Origin of the sequence: Photobacterium carnosum (assembly GCF_002849605.1) — a bacterium.
GTDB lineage: Bacteria > Pseudomonadota > Gammaproteobacteria > Enterobacterales > Vibrionaceae > Photobacterium > Photobacterium carnosum.
Genome location: NZ_NPIB01000009.1, coordinates 94,062 through 115,805 on the forward strand (window position 1 = coordinate 94,062; position 21,744 = coordinate 115,805).

The window sequence follows — 21,744 nt, forward strand, 5'->3', positions numbered from 1 at the left end:
TGACGATAAAATAAGAGGCTAACCCTGTAGGTTAGCTTTTTTTATATATTACAGAAAATGCTTGATTTTTAAGAAGTGCCTAATGACTTGGGTTTTTAGTGGTTGTCCACAATTTCTGTGGATAACTATGTTGATATGGATCGTTGTTTTTAGGGCTGTTGATAAATATTTAATGGTGATCTTAACCGTAAAATCAATAATTATAAGGAATAATTTAAAAAAACAAATAGAATAATATTATTAAAAATGAAGAAATATAGAGATATACAAAATAGTGCGGGACGCAATTATTGTTGTAAAAGCTGTGGATGGTATTTAAATAATAAGTTCGTATTGATCGAATTATTTTGTGATACGCGACACATTGATGATGTCTTCTCAAACTTAACCAAACCAGTATTGACATTATTGGGTGGGTGCTCACAATGATACTCAGTATTGTTATTACGAGTATATGTAATGAGTAAGCTGTTTAGGCTTGTATCTGATTATTCTCCAGCAGGTGATCAACCTACTGCAATTGAACAACTAATGGATGGACTTGATTCTGGTCTGGCACAGCAAACGTTACTTGGGGTTACGGGATCAGGAAAAACGTTTACGATTGCTAATGTTATCGCTCAAGCAAATCGGCCCACTCTTATCATGGCGCCAAATAAAACATTAGCAGCACAATTATATGGGGAAATGAGAGATTTCTTTCCTGATAATGCGGTTGAGTATTTTGTTTCCTATTACGATTACTACCAACCTGAAGCTTATGTGCCTACCACTGATACATTTATTGAAAAAGATGCATCGGTTAATGCCCATATCGAACAGATGCGATTATCCGCAACCAAAGCATTAATGGAACGACGTGATGTTATTATTATCGCGTCTGTTTCTGCTATTTATGGTTTAGGCGATCCTGAATCTTATTTAAAAATGATGTTACATGTACGCCGAGGTGATGTACTTAATCAGCGTGATATTTTACGTCGTTTAGCTGAACTTCAATATAAACGTAATGATGCTGTTTTTGAACGTGGTACGTTCCGTGTTCGAGGGGAAGTGATTGATATTTTCCCAGCAGAATCTGAAAAAGAAGCGATTCGATTGGAATTGTTTGATGATGAAGTTGAAGTTATTTCCGCATTTGATCCACTTACTGGTGCGATTATTCAACGTGATTTAGCCCGTACTACGATCTATCCTAAAACCCACTATGTGACACCAAGAGAGAAAATTCTAGAAGCTATTGAAGGTATCAAACTTGAGCTAACCCAGCGTAAGCAACAATTATTGGATAACAATAAATTAGTTGAAGAACAACGTATTTCACAGCGAACCCAGTTTGATATTGAAATGATGAATGAACTTGGTTTTTGTTCTGGTATCGAAAACTATTCACGTTACCTTAGTGGTCGTACCGAGGGTGAGCCACCACCAACCTTGTTTGATTATCTTCCTGCTGATGGTTTATTAATTATTGATGAATCACACGTTACGGTTTCTCAAATTGGTGCGATGTTCCGTGGCGACCGTTCTCGTAAAGAAAACCTGGTTGAATATGGTTTTCGACTTCCTTCCGCACTTGATAATCGACCAATGAAGTTTGAGGAATTTGAATCGTTAGCCCCACAAACTATTTATGTTTCTGCTACGCCGGGTAACTATGAGATTGAAAAATCTGGTGGGGATATTGCCGAACAAGTTGTTCGTCCTACTGGTTTACTTGATCCTGAAGTCGAAGTGCGCCCCGTAGCAACTCAGATTGATGATTTATTGTCTGAAATTCATATTAGAGCGGCTAAAAAAGAGCGGGTATTAGTTACGACGTTAACCAAGCGAATGTCAGAAGATCTTACTGAATACCTTACTGAACATGGGGTGAAAGTACGTTACCTTCATTCTGATATTGATACTGTTGAGCGAGTTGAGATTATTCGTGATTTACGGTTAGGTAAGTTTGATGTGTTAGTCGGTATTAACTTATTGCGTGAAGGATTAGATATTCCTGAAGTTTCTTTAGTGGCAATTTTAGATGCAGATAAAGAAGGTTTTTTACGTTCAGAAAGATCTTTAATTCAAACTATGGGGCGTGCTGCACGTAATATCGAAGGTAAAGCTATTTTATATGGTGATCGTATTACGGGTTCAATGGAGCGCGCGATAAATGAAACACAGCGTCGACGTGAAAAGCAAATAATTTATAATTTAGAACACAATATAATACCGCAGAAACTCAATAAAAAAATTGGTGATTTATTAGCGTTGGGCGCACCAAGTGGGCGTTCAAGATCACGAAATAAAGCCGCTGATCTGCACAAAGTGGCAGAATCGAAAGGGACTTATTCAGTATTAACCCCGCAACAATTGGAGCTTGAAATTCAACGTTTAGAAAAACAAATGTATGACTTTGCGCAGAATTTAGAATTTGAACAAGCCGCAAATACTCGTGACAAGATCCATCAATTAAGACAGCAATTTATTGCCAATAGCTAATAATAATTTTTTATCATATTTTTGCGATAAAAAAAAAGCCAGCCGATAAAAAGTTTCGGTTGGCTTCATTGTTAAGTGAAAGAATTCACAAACAACGTCAGTTGGCTAGGTTGACCCCTAAGATAAGAGTCATTATTAGTTTTGCATACCTCATGCCAACTTTTTTATAGGGTCTATAAGGCTTTTTTTGTCTATTTATTGCCTATTGTTGCTTTTATTTGTCGTGCCAGTAACGCATAAAAAGAATAATTTCGCAAAATGCAAACCATTATGCAATTTGATCGGGCATAATATAAAAAATGTAAATTTAGGAGTCCAGTTTCTATTGTATTGATTACAATTAGGGTAAGGAGTTCGTTTTTGGAGGAGCGATGGAAAGCATTACACGACAACGTCAAGTATTAATGGTGGAAGATACCGCGTCAGTGGCTGCCTTATATAAATCTTACTTAAATCCACTCGGACTCAATGTGAGTATTGTCGGCACGGGTAAAGAAGCACTGAGCTTTATCAAGGAGACTATTCCAGATCTGATTTTATTAGATCTTCGTTTACCCGATATGACGGGTATGGAAGTTTTACAGTTAGTGCGACAAGATCACAGTGATATTCCGGTTGTTATCATGACAGCACACGGATCAATTGATATTGCCGTTGATGCTATTCGGCAAGGCGCTCAGGATTTTCTTATTAAACCTTGTGAAGCGGATCGTTTACGAATAACAGTAAATAACGTATTTAAAGGTAAAACTAAGTCATTGTCAGATACATCGGCAAAACAATCTGATGGTGCACAATATCAAGGATTTATTGGTAACAGTTTACCGATGCAAGCTGTGTATCGTGTTATTGAATCCGCAGCATCAAGTAAAGCAACTGTCTTTATCATGGGTGAAAGTGGAACCGGTAAAGAAGTCTGTGCTGAAGCAATCCACGCGGCTAGCCCAAGGCATGATAAACCGTTTATTGCTTTAAATTGTGCTGCTATTCCTAAAGATCTTATTGAAAGCGAATTATTTGGTCATGTCAAAGGTGCTTTTACAGGGGCATCGACAGAACGTCAAGGTGCGGTAGAAATTGCCCATACTGGTACGTTAATGCTAGATGAGCTTTGTGAAATGGATTTGGATTTACAAAGTAAACTATTACGTTTTATCCAAACGGGGACTTACCAAAAAGTGGGTTCATCTAAAACGTGTCATGTTGATGTGCGTTTTGTGTGTGCAACTAATAGAAATCCATGGCAAGAAGTTCAAGAAGGGCGTTTTCGAGAAGATCTTTATTATCGCCTCCATGTTATACCTATTACTTTACCTCCTTTACGTGATCGCGGTGATGATGTTATTGAAATTGCTCATGCATTATTGGGATTAATGTCATTAGAAGAGGGAAAAGATTTTAGTCGTTTTTCAACTGAAGTTTTACAATTATTTAAATCGTATTCTTGGCCGGGTAATGTGCGTGAATTGCAAAATATTATTCGTAATATTGTGGTGTTAAACACTGCTGAAGAAGTTGCGAAGGAAATGGTACCACCTCCGATAAATGCTATTATTGGCGTAGAAATTGCATCTCAAAATACAAGCTATCCACACTTAAATACATTAACATCAACGGTAAGTTCATCATTTGTCGATGATATACAAAAAGACAAGGTTGAGCCTCTTTGGATAGTCGAAAAACGTGCTATTCAATGGGCGATTGATGCTTGTGACGGTAATATCCCTCGTGCGGCTGGATTATTAGAGGTGAGCCCATCAACCATTTATCGTAAATTACAAACTTGGCAAGAGGCTGTGGGTAGTCGGGAGGTTGATTAATGGCAACGAATATAAATGCAGAAACATTAAAAAGATTGGCAGATGAAGTCGGTGAAGAAACCGTCGTGATATTATTGAATGTGTTTAGTGATGAGCTCGAACAATATTTAAAAAAACTGTCAAATCAACCATCAGTAAATCAAATTGGTGATATTAGCCATGCGATTAAAAGTAGTGCGGCAAGTTTCGGTGCTGACGATTTAGCACTAATGGCACAGGAATGTGAATCTCGTGTTAGACAAGGTCAAGATGATTGGATGATTGACCATTTGCCTCAATTTAGACAAATGGTCGCAGGCATGGCAGTTGAATATAAACAATTAGCTGGAAGCAATGAGTCTATCAATCGCATGCTTTAGTTTGTTACGGTCATGACGCCATTCATGATTATTAGAGGCTAAATCAAGCACCATTTGTTGGTATTTAGGCGCAAGTTGTGGCTGATGCTCATCAGTAATGATGGTATCAATCACTCTTCCCTCCATTGCGCGTTCGCACCAATGCAACATGGTTTTAAGGCTCATTTCTCCTGCCGGGCCTTTTTCTTTATCAATATTAGTAATAAAAGCAATTTTAGCGGTACTGACTTTTAATGCTTGTTCTATATCACGCAACAGTAATACTGGCATAATACTGGTTAAAAAGCTGCCAGGGCCTAATAGTATAATATCGGCTTCCATAATAGCATTCACGGCTTCTTTAGTTGCAGGTACCGCTGGTTCTAAATATAAACGTTTGGGTATTTCTGCTAATTCATCAACACTGGTTTCACCATTAATAATTTTACCGTCGTATGTGATGGCGGCTAAATCAGAAGGGTGTTCCGACATTGGAATAATATAAGGCTTAACCTGAAGCATATCGCGAATCAGGTTAATGGCGTCAAGAGGACGAATACAAAGGTTATCAAGTGCAGTTAGCATTAGGTTGCCAAGGTTATGACCATTAAGCTCGCCATTACCACGAAAACGGTATTCAAAAATCATTGAACCAATAGATGGCTCTGTTATTAATTGATTAATACAATTCCGCATATCTCCCCATGCTATACCGCCTTGGCATGCTCGAATTCGACCCGTCGATCCACCGTTATCTGTTGTTGTTACAATACCAGTAACCTGTGAACCGTAATCGGCTAATGATGATAAGACGCGTCCGAGTCCATGCCCGCCACCAATGGCGACTATACGAGTTGTTTCCGTACTCTTTGTAGACATAATGTTTGTTCTAATTATTATATTATGAGTATATTTTAACAAAGGATATGCGTTAGTGCATTTGTTGGTTAACGCTGATTGAGACATGGATCATATTATTTAAGGTTTAATGGTGGTTTAGATCATGCTCATAAGGTAGTTGCAAGCGAAAAGACAGGTGATGTAGTTGAGTAGCGTTTGTTTTTCCTGCGTCGATACGGGGAGTATTTCCAGCTACTGCTGACATAACCAACTTAAATTATGGAATTCTTGCTGATGATGTAACTGATGTAACTGATGTAGATCCGAATGTTTATTAAACATAAATTGTAAGTGTGTTGATAATAACTGTTGGCGCGAGGATTGATCACTAAATATGCCAATTCCGATACCTGTTTTTGAAATAATAATGGTATATACAGCGTTGTTATTATTACACTATCTCATTAGATGTCTTCTTTTGTAGGCAAGCAAGTCTGGTGCCGAAATCACAAAAAGGCAGTTAACAAGGTAATATTTTGATTTTAAAGTAAATAATTGCAATTCAAGAATGGTATACCCCTTATTCTAAGTATTTGGCCATATTTATATGCAGAATAAAAACCATTGTGCCTGAGAGTTTGTCGCTATTTACTTTGTTTGATCGATCCATGATTGAATACTATCTGTTGGTAATAACTCTAAATGTCCAAAATCATCAAAATACCATCCTTTTATTAATCCTTTATTGCGCATTTCAATAAAATTACCTAATACTTGCTGAGCTGCTGCATGAGCAGAATCTGAATCAAGGCTTTCTTCTCGTTGTAGATAAAGCGCAATATCATTCAATGTTGCTGATTCGATTATATTGGACATAAATCCTCCACTATTGACATCATTTTAATGTTAAATACCTAACTAGTATTGTCGTATTTCTGCTCGAAAGGTAGAATGTCAGCCTGTTTTTTTCAGTTATTTGTCAATTTTCGAAAAACTCTGATACTTTTAAATAAGACATGCCGTTGTGTGACATTAATAATTAATCAATGACTGATGGGCACAACTGCCATAACTCCGAGCTTTTTTCACTAAGTTGCTACGTGCTGTTTGATTTATTCATAAAAGAAAAATCAATATCAATAAGTGATTAACGCCAGTGACATAATGTCACCAGGGTTGGTTTAGAAATGAATCGGCCTCCCGTATTTGGAAAGGTGTTCCGTGGCTAAACAATTAGAAGATAGTTTTCAACGTAAATTTTATTATTTACGACTCTCAGTTACAGATGTATGTAACTTCAAATGTACCTATTGCTTACCTGATGGCTACCAGCCTGCAGATCAAAAGAAACCTTCTTTTTTAACGCTGGATGAAATTCATCGGGTGACTGCAGCTTTTGCTGATTGCGGCACAACCAAAGTGCGAATTACAGGCGGTGAGCCTAGTTTACGTCGTGATTTTACCGATATTATTCGTACGGTTGCGAGCCAACCAGGCATAACTAAGGTAGCCACTACGACTAATGGTTACCGCATGGCGAAGCATGTTCATGAATGGCGTCAAGCAGGATTAACCCATATTAACGTTAGTGTTGATAGTTTAGATCCTAAAATGTTCTATCAAATTACCGGTGAAAATATGTTTCATCAGGTAATGGAAGGTATTGATGCCGCGTTTGATGCTGGTTTTGAGCAAGTAAAGATCAACACTGTTTTACTTAAAGATCTTAATTCTCAAGAACTACCAAAGTTTTTAGAATGGATAAAAACTCGCCCGATTCAATTACGTTTTATCGAGTTAATGCAAACTGGTGAAATGGATAGTCTTTTCAGTAAACATCATGTTTCAGGTGTGAGTATTCGTAATCATCTTATTGCTAATGGGTGGTTATTGAAAGTAAAAGACAATAATGATGGCCCTGCACAAGTTTTCTATCATCCTGATTATCTAGGTGAAATTGGCCTTATTATGCCGTATGAAAAGAATTTTTGTGAAAGCTGTAATCGTCTTCGTGTCTCGGCAAAAGGCAAGTTACATCTGTGTCTCTTTGGTGAAGATGGTGTGGAATTGCGCGACTTATTGGCTGATGATAGCCAGCAATCACAACTTATTGAACGTATTCAAGCCAGTCTACAAACTAAAGCCGTGAGTCATTTCTTAGATGAAGGGAAAACTGGAATGACGCCAAATCTAGCTTCTATTGGTGGTTAGGCTACACGATGCACGATTATAAATAATAAATAAACAGTCGAAATAGAACGATCGGCTGTACTTAAATTATCGCTTTTATTGGGAATAAAAAATGAATCAGTTTACCCATATTAATGCTTCTGGCGAAGCTAACATGGTTGATGTATCAGCTAAAGTCGAAACAGTGCGTGAAGCTCGCGCAGAAGCATTTGTGCATATGGCCCCTGCAACATTGGCATTAATTGTCTCAGGCCAACATCATAAAGGTGATGTGTTTGCAACGGCACGTATCGCTGGTATTCAAGCGGCAAAAAAAACATGGGATTTAATTCCATTATGTCATCCATTATTGCTGACGAAAGTTGAAGTTCAATTGCAAGCTATGCCCGCTGAAAATAAAGTTCGCATTGAATCTCGTTGTAAATTAACAGGTAAGACTGGCGTTGAAATGGAAGCCTTAACAGCAGCATCTGTTGCTGCACTGACTATTTATGATATGTGTAAAGCCGTTCAAAAAGACATGGTTATTAGTCAAGTTCGATTACTTGAAAAAACAGGCGGTAAATCGGGTCACTTTAAGGCAGAAGCATGATTAATGTATTGTTTTTCGCTCAAATTAAAGAGTTAGTGGGTGTTGATAAAATTGAAGTTGCTGCGGAATTTGCAACGGCAGATGATTTACGCCAAGCATTGCTAAGCCGTGGTGATAAATGGCAGCTAGCATTAGAGTCAGGTAAATTATTGGTTGCGGTTAATCAAACTATTTGCCGCTTAGATACAGCTATTAAAGACGGTGATGAGGTTGCTTTCTTTCCACCTGTCACTGGGGGTTAATATGATTTCAGTACAACAAGATGATTTTTCTGTTGCTGATGAATACGCTAAACTTGCTGAAGGTAATGAAGCGGGAGCAGTCGTCACGTTTATCGGTAAAGTGCGTGATTTTAATCAAGGTGATGCTGTTACTGGGCTTTCATTAGAACACTATCCAGGAATGACAGAAAAAGCACTTCAAGAAATTATAGTGGAAGCGCGTAGTCGTTGGTCGTTATTACAAACACGAGTGATCCACCGTGTTGGTGATTTAGAGTTAGGTGATCAAATCGTTTTTGTTGGTGTAACAAGTGCTCACCGTGGTGCTGCATTTGAAGCCTGTGAATTCATTATGGATTACTTAAAAACCAAAGCCCCGTTTTGGAAAAAAGAACAAACCCCAGTAGAAAGTCGCTGGGTTGATGCGCGAGAAACTGATAATTCTGCCGCAGATAGATGGTAATTCCAATAATCTGATTTATATAAAAAAGGAGCTAATTTTAGCTCCTTTTTTTATGCTTTTTTATTGGTAAGTATTAACGATAAAGACTATTTTTTATTTTTATTCTTATCTCGATTTGCAGTCGTTGTTGGAACATAACTTGTGCGAAAACGGGATGGACTTGGTCGTGAAATGCAGCCTGTAGGTCTCATAATTTTACTCTTATTCTCATCGTATGAAATGACAGAGGTATTACTAAGAAATTGGCGTAGGTACAGGATATATTTCTTAGTGGTTAAATAATAGCGAGCTTATTGGCTAAATTATAGGATCCTTACCAGCTTATGATGTTGTTTACTAAAATAATCTATCTGTTATTTTTTTAATTCCGTTTTGTTATTAATAAGTGGTTGTTTGGTGAGTTTTTGGTGGGGTTGTGGTTTATGTGCCATATTTAAAAGGTGGAAATAAAAAAGATATTATTTTAGCTGGTATAAGACCAAGTAGTTAAAGTTGTCATAAAGGTCTACTGGCATCATTTAACAATGGAGTGGTTAATAATGCATAAACGTATGTCTTGCAAAAGAGTCAAACAGATGATGGCTGATATTGGCGTTAATGATAATCATCATGATGATGGCAATCAAGAGCAGCTGTTGCTTGAACAGAAAGAGCAAGCTGTGGGTCAAGACAAGCAGTTAATTAAATTAGACAGTGAAAGTAAGTAATAATGATAAGGTATTTTTATAGAAAGGCATTATTTAGGTAGTGCCTTTTTTATTCTGTTCTTGTTTATTTTATGATGGGTTGTTAGCCATTTTATTGGTTTTATATTCTGATTTATAACTAATGTACAAATTATAACCACAAAAAGGGGGTAGTTAACGCTTTTTGATAATATTAATAGCTTTAACCTTACCAATAATAGGTGTAAAAAACTAGAAATGTGACATTGATCTAGTTGATACTAGCTGTTGTTAAGCAAATGTTTGGTTTTTAATGTGTTTCATTTGTCTGTTTGTGGCAAATTAATATAACTCCTGTTAATGTTTTAGACAATTCTTCGGTTTGATAGTTGTTCTCTAGGATTGAGAATAACTATTTTGTCATTAATTAATATGACCTACTGAAAATGTCATGGACGTTATAAATTGATGTATTGGAGTTAATGCATGTATAAGAATAAAATCACCCAAGCTTTGTTACTTGGCGCTGGTCTCGCTGTTGCCCTTCCTTCTTTTTCAATTTTTGCAGCGCAAGTTCCCGCTGACGTTAAATTAGCTGACACACAAGAGCTAGTCCGCGCAAATGGCACTGAACCTGAATCTCTTGATCCTCAAAAAGTATCGGGCGTGCCTGAATCTAACGTTATTCGTGATTTACTTGAAGGCTTAGTTAATCAAGATGCCGATGGTAATCTGGTTGCTGGCGTCGCAAAATCGTGGCAAACAACTGATAATAAAACGTGGATTTTTGAGCTACGTGATGATGCTAAATGGTCAAATGGTGATCCCGTAACCGCCGATGATTTTGTTTATACATGGCGTCGTCTTGCTGATCCTAAAACCGCATCTCCTTATGCGTCATACCTTGATATGACAACGATGGCTAATGCTTCTGATATTATTGCGGGTAAAAAACCACCTGAAACGTTAGGTGTTGAAGCCGTTGATGCCCATACCTTAAAAGTAACGTTAGATAAGCCATTATCGTATTTTGCGTCAATGCTTGTGCACACCTCAATGAAGCCTGTTAATAAAAATGCCGTTGAAAAATTTGGTGATAAGTGGACTAAGGTCGGCAATTACGTTTCCAATGGTGCTTATCAATTGGATCAGTGGGTTGTTAATGAACGTATTGTATTAACCCGTAATAATAATTATTGGAATAATAAAGAGACGGTAATTAACCAAGTAACATTTTTACCGATTGAAAACCAAGTTGCTGCAATGAATCGTTTTCTTGCGGGTGAAGTGGACATGACGTATGAAATGCCCAATGAACATTTCAAGCGTTTAACCAAAGATTATCCGCAAGATGTCAAAGTAACCCCTTATTTATGCTCTTATTATTATGAGTTTAATACCGCACGTAAGCCGTTTGATAATGGCGATGTACGTAAAGCATTATCCTACGCCATTGACCGTGATGTATTGGCGAAATTTATCGTGGGTAAAGGTGAAACGCCTGCGTATAACTTTACCCCATTAGCAACTAACGGTCTTGATGTTGATATGCCGGATTACGCTAAATTAAATCAAAAGCAACGTCTAGAAAAAGCCAAAGCATTATTAGAAGCGGCTGGGTATAACCAGAGTAATCCACTGACATTTAAAGTGTTATATAACACTTCAGAGAACCATAAAAAGATTGCCGTTGCGATTGCATCAATGTGGAAAAAAGGATTAGGTGTTGAAGCTCAACTTGAAAACCAAGAGTGGAAAAGTTATTTAGACAGTAAACGCCAAGGTAACTTTGATGTCTCTCGTGCGGGTTGGTGTGGTGATTATAATGAAGCCTCAACCTTCTTAGCGATTATGCGTACTGGTCACTCACAGAATTACCCTAAATATGCCAGTGTTGATTATGACAAAGCGATTGATGATGCCATTCTTGCCCCTACAGCGGCTGAGCGTGCAGCAGATTATAAACGTGCAGAAGCAAGTTTAGCGCAAGATATGCCGATTATGCCTATTTATCACTACGTAAATGCCCGTTTAGTGAATCCACAATTAGGTGGTTATCCTATGAAAAATGCAGAAGACAACGTCTATTCTAAAGATCTGTATTTCATCGCTAAATAATCTTGCCATTATAATTATTAGCTGTCTTCGATGCTGAAGGCAGCCCTCGCGTGCACAATTAATACGGTAGCTTTAATATGATTAAATTCATTGCTAAAAGGATTTTTGAAGCGATACCGACACTGTTGGTATTGATCACCATCTCATTTTTTTTAATGCGCTTCGCTCCTGGTAATCCTTTTACTTCAGATCGCCCTTTACCGCCGGAAGTTCTCGCTAATATTGAAGCTAAATATGGTTTAGATAAACCTGTGTTTGATCAATACACCACCTATTTAAGCAACATTGTTCAAGGGGATTTTGGTCCTTCATTTAAATATAAAGATTTCACGGTTAATGAGTTAGTGTCTAAAGCGTTACCCGTATCGGCAAAAATAGGCTTTTTCGCTTTTATTTTTGCGTTGGTTATGGGGGTATCCGTTGGCACTCTTGCCGCGTTAAAACAGAACACGTGGCTTGATTACACCATTATGTCGACCGCGATGGCGGGGGTGGTGATGCCTTCCTTTATTCTCGCTCCGGTGTTGATTTATATCTTCGCCATTAATTTACAGTGGTTACCTGCGGGTGGCTGGCAAGATGGATCGTTAAAGTTTGTTATTCTGCCAATGTTAGGCATGGCTTTATTGTATGTAGCAACCTTCGCGCGTATCACTCGTGGCAGTATGATTGAAACGCTAAACAGTAACTTTATTCGTACCGCTCGTGCTAAAGGATTGAGTTACCGACATATTGTTTTAAAACACGCGTTGCGCCCAGCCTTATTACCCGTGGTGTCATACATGGGACCTGCTTTTGTCGGCATTATTACCGGCTCAGTAGTGATTGAAACTATTTTTGGTTTGCCCGGTATCGGTAAGCTGTTTGTTAATGCCGCCTTTAATCGTGATTATTCATTAGTGCTTGGTATTACGATTTTGATTGGTTCGTTAACGATTATCTTCAATGCCATTGTCGATATTGTGCTAGCGATGATCGATCCTAAAATTCGCTATTAAGAGGCTGATAATTATGATTTTAACAAAAAAAGATAATATTGAAGCGCTGGAGAAATTTTCAGAAAGCCTTGAAATCGAAGGTCGTAGTTTATGGCAAGACGCGCGCTCACGTTTCTTTCGTAATAAGGCGGCAATGGTGTCACTTGTTATTTTAGGACTGATTTCTCTTGCTGTTATTTTTGGACCAATGATGAGCCAATATGCCTTTGATGATACCGATTGGTACGCGTTACATGCGGTGCCATCATTAGGCGCGGAAGGACATTTCTTTGGTACTGATAGTCTTGGACGTGATCTTTATACGCGTACTTTAGTCGGTGGTCGAATTTCACTGATGGTGGGATTATTAGGTGCTTTAGTTGCGGTGGTAATTGGCACACTTTATGGTGCCGCTTCTGGTTTTATTGGTGGTAAAACGGATCGGGTGATGATGCGGATATTAGAAATTCTGTATTCGATTCCATTTATGTTTTTTGTGATCGTATTAGTGACCTTTTTTGGTCGAAATATCATGCTGATCTTTATCGCTATCGGGGCTATTTCTTGGCTGGATATGGCACGTATTGTTCGCGGTCAAACCTTGTCTCTACGGGGAAAAGAATTTATTGAAGCTGCACATGTCAGTGGTGTTAGTCGTTGGCGGATTATTACTCGGCATATTGTGCCGAACGTGTTAGGTATTGTCGCTGTTTATTCAACATTATTAGTACCAGCAATGATCTTGACCGAATCATTTCTAAGTTTTCTTGGGCTTGGTGTACAAGAGCCAATGACCAGTTGGGGCGCATTATTAAATGAAGGCTCACAAACCATGGAAGTGGCTATTTGGCAGTTATTATTTCCAGCTGGTTTTATGATGATCACTTTATTTTGTTTTAACTATGTCGGTGATGGTTTACGTGATGCGTTAGATCCTAAAGATAGATAAAAATAAGCAGCGACCTATTTTATTGATCAATGCCACTGTTATAGGGCAGTACAGTGAAATAAATAAAATAGGTATCGCCAATATCATTCACTGGATAATAAATAATAACCGAAGAGAATGTACGGTGCTTATTGTTGATAACAAGGAAGTAGTATGAGTTTGTTAGAAATTAAAGACTTACGAGTTGAATTCACGACTCCTGATGGCAATGTTACTGCGGTAAATGATTTGAATTTTTCGCTAGAGCAAGGTCAAACTTTAGGCATTGTTGGTGAATCGGGTTCAGGTAAGAGCCAAACTGTATTTGCAATTATGGGTATCTTAGCGAAAAACGGCATTATTAGTGGAAGCGCTAAATTTGAAGGTCGAGAGATTTTAAATTTATCTGAAAAAGAATTAAATCGGATTCGTGCAGAACAAATAGCGATGATTTTCCAAGATCCAATGACCTCACTAAACCCGTATATGAAAGTCAGTGAACAGTTAATGGAAGTGCTGACATTACACAAAGGCATGAGCAGGTCTCAAGCGTTTGAAGAATCAGTAAGAATGTTAGATGCGGTTAAAATTCCAGAAGCTCGTCAACGTATGGCAATGTATCCTCATGAGTTTTCAGGTGGTATGCGCCAACGTGTCATGATTGCAATGGCATTATTATGCCGACCAAAGCTGTTAATTGCTGATGAACCAACAACGGCACTCGATGTGACGGTACAGGCGCAGATCATGACGTTATTAAACGATCTTAAATCAGATTTTAATACATCGATCATTATGATCACCCATGATCTTGGTGCGTGGCGGGAAGTTGTGACAAAGTGTTAGTGATGTATGCTGGAAGGACGATGGAATATGGCGATATTAACGATATTTTCTATCGTCCGAGCCATCCATATACCGAAGGATTACTGCGTGCGATTCCGCGTTTAGATACTGAAGGCGAAGATTTACCAACGATCCCTGGTAATCCACCCAACTTATTGCGTTTGCCGGTTGGCTGTCCATACCAAGAGCGTTGTCATCGTGTATTACCGCGTTGTAAGCAAGAATCACCGCTATTAATGCCATTTGCACAAGATAGATTACGTGCTTGTTTTGCTGATATGGGAGCATAGTAATGAAGTTGGAAAAGAAATTATTATTAGATATTACTAATCTTAAAGTCCATTTTAATATTGCGTCTAAATCAGCATGGCCTTGGAGCCAACCATCAAAATTAAAAGCCGTTGATGGGGTTAATGTGTGCGTTTATGAAGGTGAGACTTTAGGTATTGTTGGTGAGTCAGGATGTGGTAAATCAACGTTTGCGCGCGCCATCATAGGGTTAGTGGAGGCGACAGAGGGGAAGGTAGTATGGTTAGGACAAGATCTCACTAAACTTAATCACAGTGCGTTGCGTGAAAAACGTAAACAGATTCAAATGATTTTCCAAGATCCATTAGCATCCTTAAACCCACGTATGACCGTTGGCGAAATTATTGCAGAGCCATTAAAAGCATTTTACAGCCAATTATCTAAAGATGAGGTGAAACAACAAGTGCAGGCGATGATGACAAAAGTTGGATTATTACCCAATGTCATTAACCGTTATCCTCATGAATTTTCTGGTGGACAATGTCAACGTATTGGTATTGCACGAGCGCTGATTTTAAAGCCTAAAATGATTATTTGTGATGAGCCCGTATCTGCACTTGATGTTTCGATTCAAGCGCAAGTGGTTAATTTGCTTAAATCTTTGCAAAAAGAAATGGGGCTAAGTTTAATTTTTATTGCGCATGACTTATCGGTTGTTAAACATATATCAGATCGGGTATTGGTAATGTATTTAGGTAATACCGTTGAGATGGGAGACTGTAAAACCCTTTTTGCCGATCCTCAGCATCCGTACACTAAAGCATTAATGTCAGCGGTTCCTATTCCTGATCCGAAATTAGAACGTAATAAACAGATTGAATTATTAGAAGGCGAGTTACCTTCACCGATGAATCCGCCATCCGGCTGTGTTTTCCGTACACGTTGCCCTAAAGCTGTCGCTGTTTGTGCAGAGCAAAAGCCTGAATTACGGGGTACGTATCAGCATACTGTAGCATGTCTAGCGCTTTAATTATGAAAGAGGAATAATGACCTGTTATTAACTATGCGTTATTCCATTTTAGATAATATTTTATCAATGCATTATTCTATTGTTAATAAAAAGGACGTTATGAGATAACGTCCTTAATTATTAAACTAATCTATATCGAAGATAATTTATAGCTTATCAGTTAGCTTAATTGCATCACCAATGTAGTTAGCAGGTGTTAGCATTTTAAGGCGTGCTTTTTCATGTTCAGGCAGTTCTAAGCCATCAATGAATGTACGCATACCTTCACCATTAACACGCTTACCACGAGTTAGCTCTTTTAGCTTCTCATAAGGCTTTTCAATGCCGTAACGACGCATTACTGTTTGTACTGGCTCTGCAAGTACTTCCCAGTTGCGGTCTAGTTCAGCTTCTAGTGCTGCTTGGTTTATTTCAAGCTTACTGATGCCTTTGATGGTTGATGTATAAGCAATAATTGCATAACCACAACCAACACCTAAGTTACGTAAAACCGTTGAGTCTGTTAGATCACGCTGCCAGCGAGAAACGGGTAGCTTTTGTGCTAAGTGACCAAAGATCGCATTTGCTAGGCCAAGGTTACCTTCTGAGTTTTCAAAGTCGATTGGGTTAACTTTGTGTGGCATGGTAGAAGAACCAATTTCACCTGCAATTGTTTTTTGCTTAAAGTGACCTAAAGCAACATAACCCCAAATATCACGATCGAAATCAAGCAAAATAGTATTGAAGCGGGCAAACGCATCAAATAATTCTGCAATGTAATCATGCGGTTCGATTTGCGTAGTGTAAGGATTAAATGTGATCCCTAGCGCTGTCACAAATTCTTCACTGTATTGGTGCCAATCGATATCAGGGTAAGCCGATAGGTGAGCGTTGTAGTTACCAACCGCGCCATTGATTTTACCAAGAATATCAACGTTTTCGATTTGCTTATATTGACGTTCCATGCGGTATGCCACGTTTGCCATTTCTTTACCCATCGTTGATGGAGAAGCAGGTTGACCGTGGGTACGTGTAAGCATTGGAATATCACGGAATTGATGCGCAAGATCTTTAATCGCATCAATAACGTTACGCACTTCAGGAAGCATTACTTTTTCACGTGCTTCAGTCAGCATAAGCGCGTGAGAAAGGTTGTTAATATCTTCTGAGGTACAAGCAAAGTGAATAAATTCATTCACAGCATGAAGTTCTGGCAATTCAGCCACTTTTTCTTTTAGGTAATATTCAACTGCTTTTACATCATGGTTAGTTGTACGCTCAATCGTTTTGATACGTAGCGCATCTTGTTCGCTAAACTCAGTCGCAATACGATCTAAGAATGCGTTTGCTTCAGCGCTGAATGCAGGAACTTCAACAATAGCGTCAGTAGCGGATAATTTTTGTAACCAACGGATCTCAACGATAGTACGGTATTTTAGTAAACCGAACTCACTAAAAATACTGCGTAGTACGCTTGTTTTGCTTCCGTAGCGGCCGTCTACTGGGGAAACAGCTGTCAGTGCTGACAGTTCCATGTTGATCTCTCCTGGTTTATGAGGGTTAAAACAAAATTAATATTCAGCCTGATTTTTCAGGCTGAATTGAAGTTAGCAATGCGTTAGTTTAATTTCGAGCGAGTAAGATTTTTGCTTGCTCTAACATTTGCTTACGACCAAATAATAAATGACGGCGTTTACCACCGACTTGACTCCAAAGGACAGCACTACGAACGGCAGCAAGTAACAGTGCCCGAACGCGATGCTGAACATTAGGTAATTGTAATTGCGCTGGCGTGCCAGATACTTGAATTCTAGGTCCTAGTGGACTGATAATATCCAAATAAATACTGGCAATATTACTCAGCATTTGTTCATCAAGAAGGTTAAAATGAACCGTTTGACGTTTCAATGTACCCACTCGATCACCCAGTTGTGCCATGCTATCGCGACGCGCTGATAATTTTCGTTCAAGCGCCATCACACCCACAAGGTAGCGGGTTATTTCATTGCCTGATGATGAACCATCAATATCGCGTACCATCGATTCTAAACCGATACGTAAGTCAGCTTCGCTACCATAGACGCCTATAGTATCGCTTGGGTCTGTTGCCATAATGCTATTGAGCATAGTGGATAATGCTGCTGAATCACAATTGCCATTACGGGCAACGTCTTGAACTAATTTGACTGCTTGGCACATGCCTGCAAACGCAATCGTTCGATCATAAATAGAGTAAGCCACGCGCAAAAACTCCTTTAAATTCGCTCTTCAATAATGCCGCCACCAAGGCAGAGTTCACCGTTATAGAACACGGCTGATTGTCCTGGTGTTACTGCAATTTGAGGCTCATCAAAAATTACTTTAATGGTTTCATCATCCATAGGGATAATAGTACAAGCAAGATCTTGCTGACGGTAACGTGTTTTTACCGTACATGCCATTGTCTCTCGAATAGGTTGACGATCAACCCAATGTAACTGAGAGGCAATCAAACCGTTTGATTTTAAACGAGGATGATCTTTACCTTGACCAACAATAAGTACATTACGTTCTAGATCTTTATCAACAACATACCATGCGTCTTCAAGGCCATTACCACCTTTCTGACCACCAATATGTAAGCCTTTACGTTGACCTAGTGTGTGGTACATCAATCCTTGGTGTTCACCGATAACGCTACCATCATCAGCAACTTCAATTTTACCGGGTTGAGCAGGTAGGTATTTACCTAAAAACTCTGTAAATTTACGTTCACCAATGAAACAAATACCGGTTGAATCTTTTTTCTTCGCGGTGATCAAACCTTGTTCTTCTGCAATACGACGAACTTCAGGTTTTTCAAGTTCACCTACAGGGAATAAACTGCGTGAAATTTGCTCATAACCTAAAGTGTATAAGAAGTAACTTTGATCTTTGTTGTTATCAACACCACGCAACATTTGAGGTTTTTCACCTTCAACTGTTGGGAAAGTACGACGGGTATAATGACCCATTGCAATATAGTCTGCTGCAAGCACTTCATCAGCAAATTCGAGGAAGGCTTTAAATTTGATTTCTTTGTTGCACAGAATATCTGGGTTTGGCGTACGGCCTGCTTTATATTCAGCAAGGAAGTATTCAAACACGTTATCCCAGTATTCAGCTGCAAAATTGATGGTATGCAGCGTAATACCAAGTTTGTCACATACCGCTTGTGCATCAGCGAGATCTTCAGCAGCAGAGCAATATTCGTCGTTATCGTCTTCTTCCCAGTTTTTCATAAACAAGCCTTCAACTTGATAACCTTGTTGAAGGAGCAGGTAAGCGGATACCGATGAATCTACGCCGCCGGACATGCCGACAATGACTTTCTTTTGGCTGTTATCAGACATATTTCTCTACTGTCGCTAATTTAGTGTTAAGGGCATAATTCTAACAGAAACCCAGCCCCTGAAACAGATCGAGAACAGAATCACACTTTAATAAATAGTTATTAACGATAGTGGCTGTACGAATAAAGACAACAGCGCTAAAAAAAGCCATTTAAAAACGGATATATAGATAAAAAAGGTAATATTTTTTTATCAGAGAACTGCTTGATTGCACCAAATAGCAAACGTTTGCTATTTGGTGCAATCATAGAGGATGTTGCTAAAAATGTGTAGTTTTTTGTTGAGGGAAATAGTTTTACACGATTGAAGGAATATTGAAGGGAATAATGCGCTCTGATGTTAAACATAGAGCGCGAAGAGTATAAAAGGCTAAATTACGCTTGAATTGGGGCTGGAAGAGTGATCTCTTTCCATTCTCCTGGTGCTAAATCTGCCACAGTCCATTGTGCCATTTGATAGCGAATTAAACGTAATGTTGGAAAGCCAATATGCGCCGTCATACGACGAACTTGGCGGTTACGACCTTCACGTAAAGTAATTGCTAACCATGTGGTTGGAATATTTTTACGCTCACGAATAGGTGGCGTACGTTCCCAAATTTGTGGTGATTCAATAACTTCAATCCCAGCGGGTAATGTTGGGCCATCTTTTAATGTCACCCCATCACGTAATTGCTGTAAATCTTCAGCTGTTGGTGCACCTTCAACTTGTACCCAATAGACTTTTGCCTGTTTCGATTGAGGCTGCGTTAACCGTGCTTGCAAAATACCATCATTGGTTAGTACCAGTAAGCCTTCGCTGTCTTTATCTAATCTTCCTGCAGGATAAACATCTTTTACCGGGATGAAATCAGCTAAGGTGCTGTCACCTGGTTCACCTGAAAATTGGGTCAAAGTGTTATAAGGTTTGTTAAATAAAATCACTTTTTGTGGTCCGCGAGGACGCTTCGGTTTATTTATTTTTCTTGACGCTCTGCGCTCATTATTGGCACGAAGAGGTTGACGATTTGTGGTGTTTGGCTTCATAAATACGCGTTATTGTGAGAGTTGAGGATTTGAACACACTTATTATACGTGAAAAATTACACAATTGACGTATTGATAAAATTTAAAGTATGATTTGCTCGCTTCTTACAAAACGTTAACAAATGGACGCTAGGAGATTTAAAATGGATAGTAAAGTAATTGTACCAACAGCAGGTCAGAAAATAACAGTAGATGCTGAAGGTAAATTGATTGTTCCTAATACCCCGATTATTCCGTACATCGAAGGTGACGGTATCGGGATCGATGTAAGTCCAGCAATGATTAAAGTTGTGGATGCCGCGGTTAAGAAAGCGTACGCCGGAGACCGAAAAATTGAGTGGATGGAAATCTACACGGGTGAAAAATCAACCCAAGTTTATGGTGATGACGCATGGCTTCCACAAGAAACTCTTGATTTTATTCGCGAATATAAAGTTGCTATTAAAGGTCCATTAACAACCCCTGTTGGTGGTGGTATTCGATCTCTTAATGTTGCATTGCGTCAAGAGCTTGATCTTTATATTTGTGTTCGTCCTGTACGTTATTTTAATGGCGTACCAAGCCCAGTTAAACGTCCAGAATTAACTGACATGGTTATCTACCGTGAAAATTCAGAAGATATTTATGCGGGTGTTGAATACCAAGCAGGTACTGCTGAAGCAGATAAAGTTATTCAGTTCCTACAACAAGAAATGGGCGCGACGAAAATTCGTTTCCCACAACAATGTGGTATTGGCATTAAGCCTGTATCAGAAGAGGGAACGAAACGTTTAATTCGTGCCGCTATTCAATACACTCTTGATAATGATCGTGATTCGTTAACCTTAGTACATAAAGGTAATATCATGAAATTTACTGAAGGTGCGTTTAAAGATTGGGGTTACGATGTTGCGCTACAAGAATTCGGTGCTGAATTACTTGATGGTGGCCCTTGGATGACGTTAAAGAATCCAAACACAGGTAAAGAAATTGTGATTAAGGATTGCATTGCTGATGCTTTCTTACAGCAGATTTTACTGCGTCCAGAAGAATATGATGTTATTGCAACCATGAACCTTAATGGTGATTACATCTCTGATGCTTTAGCGGCTCAAGTGGGTGGTATTGGTATTGCTCCGGGTGCAAATATTGGTGATGGAGTGGCTTTATTTGAAGCAACGCATGGCACTGCACCTAAATATGCAGGTCAAGATAAAGTAAATCCGGGATCATTGATTCTTTCTGCTGAAATGATGTTACGCCATATGGGTTGGACAGAAGCGGCTGATTTGATTATTAGTTCAATGGAAGCGGCGATCAGTAATAAGACCGTAACCTATGATTTTGAGCGTTTAATGGAAGGTGCTAATTTACGTAAGTGTTCACAATTTGCTGATGACATGATTGAACAAATGTAATTATTCATACCGCTAGATAATCGTTTAAGGCTCAGCATTTGCTGGGCCTTTTTTATACCTATTATTTTTTATACCTATTATATTATGCAACTAATCTATTAATACCAAAGTGTTGGGTAAACAGAAAAAATGTGTTGGTAGATTAATCAAATACACTATGTACTCGTGCGCTAACTCTCAAACAGATAACAACAAAAGTATCTAGATA

At 38.7% G+C, this 21,744-nt stretch carries 19 protein-coding genes, 1 pseudogene and 1 riboswitch; of the genes and pseudogenes, 14 read left to right on the plus strand and 6 right to left on the minus strand.

Translation table 11 applies throughout. The annotated features are described in order from the left end of the window. Positions 1-459: 459 nt before the first annotated feature. The 3 genes from uvrB (at position 460) to CIK00_RS09615 (ending at position 4,666) form a co-directional block, all read left to right on the plus strand. Positions 460-2,487, plus strand: coding sequence for an excinuclease ABC subunit UvrB (uvrB, locus tag CIK00_RS09605; RefSeq protein ID WP_101768655.1), 2,028 nt, complete (start codon positions 460-462; stop codon positions 2,485-2,487). A 371-nt stretch (positions 2,488-2,858) separates the two neighbouring features. Next, positions 2,859-4,307 carry a quorum-sensing sigma-54 dependent transcriptional regulator LuxO gene (gene luxO / locus CIK00_RS09610; protein ID WP_101768656.1) on the plus strand — a complete coding sequence of 483 codons (1,449 nt, stop codon included), beginning with the start codon at positions 2,859-2,861 and terminating at the stop codon, positions 4,305-4,307. Beyond that, a complete protein-coding gene (locus CIK00_RS09615) occupies positions 4,307-4,666 on the plus strand; it encodes an Hpt domain-containing protein (RefSeq protein ID WP_101768657.1) in 360 nt (119 codons plus the stop codon). Before luxO ends, CIK00_RS09615 begins: the two co-directional genes overlap by 1 nt. On the opposite strand, the gene yvcK is transcribed toward CIK00_RS09615, so the two are convergent. Both yvcK and CIK00_RS09625 read right to left on the minus strand, forming a co-directional pair. Next, entirely contained in the window at positions 4,628-5,524 is an 897-nt protein-coding gene (gene yvcK, locus CIK00_RS09620; RefSeq protein WP_101768658.1) for a uridine diphosphate-N-acetylglucosamine-binding protein YvcK, read from the minus strand. The genes CIK00_RS09615 and yvcK overlap by 39 nt on opposite strands. A gap of 609 nt (positions 5,525-6,133) precedes the next feature. After that, positions 6,134-6,361 (minus strand): hypothetical protein, encoded by a 228-nt coding sequence (locus CIK00_RS09625; protein ID WP_101768659.1) that lies wholly within the window; start codon positions 6,359-6,361, stop codon positions 6,134-6,136. Positions 6,362-6,545: 184 nt separating this feature from the next. After that, positions 6,546-6,718, plus strand: a riboswitch (molybdenum cofactor riboswitch). Here CIK00_RS09625 and moaA point away from each other — a divergent pair. The 10 genes and pseudogenes from moaA to oppF all read left to right on the plus strand — a co-directional run bounded on the left by moaA (position 6,707) and on the right by oppF (position 15,764). Then, positions 6,707-7,696, plus strand: coding sequence for a GTP 3',8-cyclase MoaA (gene moaA, locus CIK00_RS09630; protein ID WP_101768660.1), 990 nt, complete (start codon positions 6,707-6,709; stop codon positions 7,694-7,696). (Overlaps the previous riboswitch by 12 nt.) Before the next feature lie 91 nt (positions 7,697-7,787). Then, entirely contained in the window at positions 7,788-8,267 is a 480-nt protein-coding gene (gene moaC, locus CIK00_RS09635) for a cyclic pyranopterin monophosphate synthase MoaC (RefSeq protein ID WP_101768661.1), read from the plus strand. Continuing rightward, a complete protein-coding gene (gene moaD / locus CIK00_RS09640; protein WP_080173503.1) occupies positions 8,264-8,509 on the plus strand; it encodes a molybdopterin synthase sulfur carrier subunit in 246 nt (81 codons plus the stop codon). The genes moaC and moaD overlap by 4 nt, the downstream gene beginning before the upstream one ends. A gap of 1 nt (position 8,510) precedes the next feature. Then, positions 8,511-8,951: a molybdopterin synthase catalytic subunit MoaE gene (gene moaE, locus CIK00_RS09645; RefSeq protein ID WP_101768662.1), complete on the plus strand. Its 441-nt coding sequence runs from the start codon at positions 8,511-8,513 to the stop codon at positions 8,949-8,951. A gap of 539 nt (positions 8,952-9,490) precedes the next feature. After that, positions 9,491-9,658, plus strand: coding sequence for a hypothetical protein (locus CIK00_RS09650; RefSeq protein WP_194164781.1), 168 nt, complete (start codon positions 9,491-9,493; stop codon positions 9,656-9,658). Positions 9,659-10,102: 444 nt separating this feature from the next. After that, the gene (locus CIK00_RS09655) at positions 10,103-11,734 is read left to right on the plus strand and encodes an ABC transporter substrate-binding protein (protein WP_101768664.1); all 1,632 of its coding nucleotides are present in this window, start codon (positions 10,103-10,105) and stop codon (positions 11,732-11,734) included. Between the two features lie 77 nt (positions 11,735-11,811). Then, on the plus strand, positions 11,812-12,732 hold the full coding sequence (gene oppB / locus CIK00_RS09660; protein ID WP_101768665.1) for an oligopeptide ABC transporter permease OppB: 921 nt from the start codon (positions 11,812-11,814) through the stop codon (positions 12,730-12,732). Between the two features lie 16 nt (positions 12,733-12,748). Then, positions 12,749-13,660 (plus strand): oligopeptide ABC transporter permease OppC, encoded by a 912-nt coding sequence (oppC, locus tag CIK00_RS09665; protein ID WP_101768693.1) that lies wholly within the window; start codon positions 12,749-12,751, stop codon positions 13,658-13,660. A 153-nt stretch (positions 13,661-13,813) separates the two neighbouring features. After that, positions 13,814-14,775, plus strand: a pseudogene (gene oppD / locus CIK00_RS09670) (oligopeptide ABC transporter ATP-binding protein OppD). 2 nt (positions 14,776-14,777) lie between these two features. After that, entirely contained in the window at positions 14,778-15,764 is a 987-nt protein-coding gene (gene oppF, locus CIK00_RS09675) for a murein tripeptide/oligopeptide ABC transporter ATP binding protein OppF (protein WP_101768666.1), read from the plus strand. 146 nt (positions 15,765-15,910) lie between these two features. Here the strand turns inward: oppF and purB are convergent, their stop codons facing one another. The 4 genes from purB to CIK00_RS09695 form a co-directional block, all read right to left on the minus strand. Continuing rightward, complete coding sequence (gene purB / locus CIK00_RS09680) at positions 15,911-17,278, minus strand: adenylosuccinate lyase (protein WP_101768667.1); 1,368 nt, start codon at positions 17,276-17,278, stop codon at positions 15,911-15,913. 88 nt (positions 17,279-17,366) lie between these two features. After that, positions 17,367-17,984: a high frequency lysogenization protein HflD gene (gene hflD / locus CIK00_RS09685; RefSeq protein ID WP_101768668.1), complete on the minus strand. Its 618-nt coding sequence runs from the start codon at positions 17,982-17,984 to the stop codon at positions 17,367-17,369. Between the two features lie 14 nt (positions 17,985-17,998). Further along, a complete protein-coding gene (gene mnmA / locus CIK00_RS09690) occupies positions 17,999-19,114 on the minus strand; it encodes a tRNA 2-thiouridine(34) synthase MnmA (RefSeq protein WP_101768669.1) in 1,116 nt (371 codons plus the stop codon). A gap of 374 nt (positions 19,115-19,488) precedes the next feature. Next, positions 19,489-20,139: a pseudouridine synthase gene (locus CIK00_RS09695; RefSeq protein WP_101768670.1), complete on the minus strand. Its 651-nt coding sequence runs from the start codon at positions 20,137-20,139 to the stop codon at positions 19,489-19,491. Positions 20,140-20,282: 143 nt separating this feature from the next. Between CIK00_RS09695 and icd the strand changes: the two genes are divergently transcribed. Beyond that, positions 20,283-21,536 (plus strand): NADP-dependent isocitrate dehydrogenase, encoded by a 1,254-nt coding sequence (icd, locus tag CIK00_RS09700; RefSeq protein ID WP_101768671.1) that lies wholly within the window; start codon positions 20,283-20,285, stop codon positions 21,534-21,536. Positions 21,537-21,744: the final 208 nt, after the last annotated feature.